The 683-nt window shown below is 42.6% G+C and carries 1 protein-coding gene; it reads left to right on the top strand.

Translation table 11 applies throughout. The features are described from left to right. A partial coding sequence (locus tag CSQ79_RS26915; protein ID WP_143755515.1) for an IS3 family transposase occupies window positions 1-516 on the top strand: 516 nt, incomplete at its 5' end. Between the last annotated feature and the right edge of the window lie 167 nt (window positions 517-683).

Genomic DNA, 683 nt, shown 5'->3' with positions numbered 1-683 from the left:
TATTTGTTGGGTAATCTTTGTATAGAGAGAGCCAATCAGGTATGGCAGATTGACATCACCTATATCCCTATGAAAAAGGGATTTATGTACTTGACAGCAATCATTGACGTGTACAGTCGCTTTATAGTGGGCTGGGGCTTGTCCAATACATTAAGTGCAGCCAGTGTGCATCAGGTGGTTGATCGAGCCATTGAGGTATATGGTAAACCAGAGATTATCAACTCCGACCAAGGTAGCCAGTTCACCTGTGCAGCATGGCTAGAAAAGATGCGTAATTATAGCATTAAGGTAAGTATGGACGGAAAAGGTAGGGCAACAGATAATGCGTATATCGAGCGGTTTTGGAGAACGGTAAAGAGGGACTATGTATATTTGTTCCCTCCAATCAACGGATGGGAGTTGGAGAAAGGACTTGATCGATTTATAAAAAGGTATAACTTTGAACGATCGCATCAGGGAATCAATAGGCAAAAACCGGTAGATGTTTATAAAGCCCGCTTAAAAGTAGCGGCATGATTGTTTTACATCTCAAATGCAAAGGTAACAGTCGCTCGGAACCCGTCAAGGGTATATAAACGGCCTGCCGCAGGCGCAACACAGGCCGCCCTTGACCGAACCCGTTCGACTTGTTGATTGGCATTTAAGAGATGATAAACAAAAAGAAAAATTCAATTAAGAATAAC

Source organism: Gloeocapsopsis sp. IPPAS B-1203, from assembly GCF_002749975.1.
Lineage (GTDB): Bacteria > Cyanobacteriota > Cyanobacteriia > Cyanobacteriales > Chroococcidiopsidaceae > Gloeocapsopsis.
This window is presented reverse-complemented; position numbering and strand designations above follow the sequence as displayed.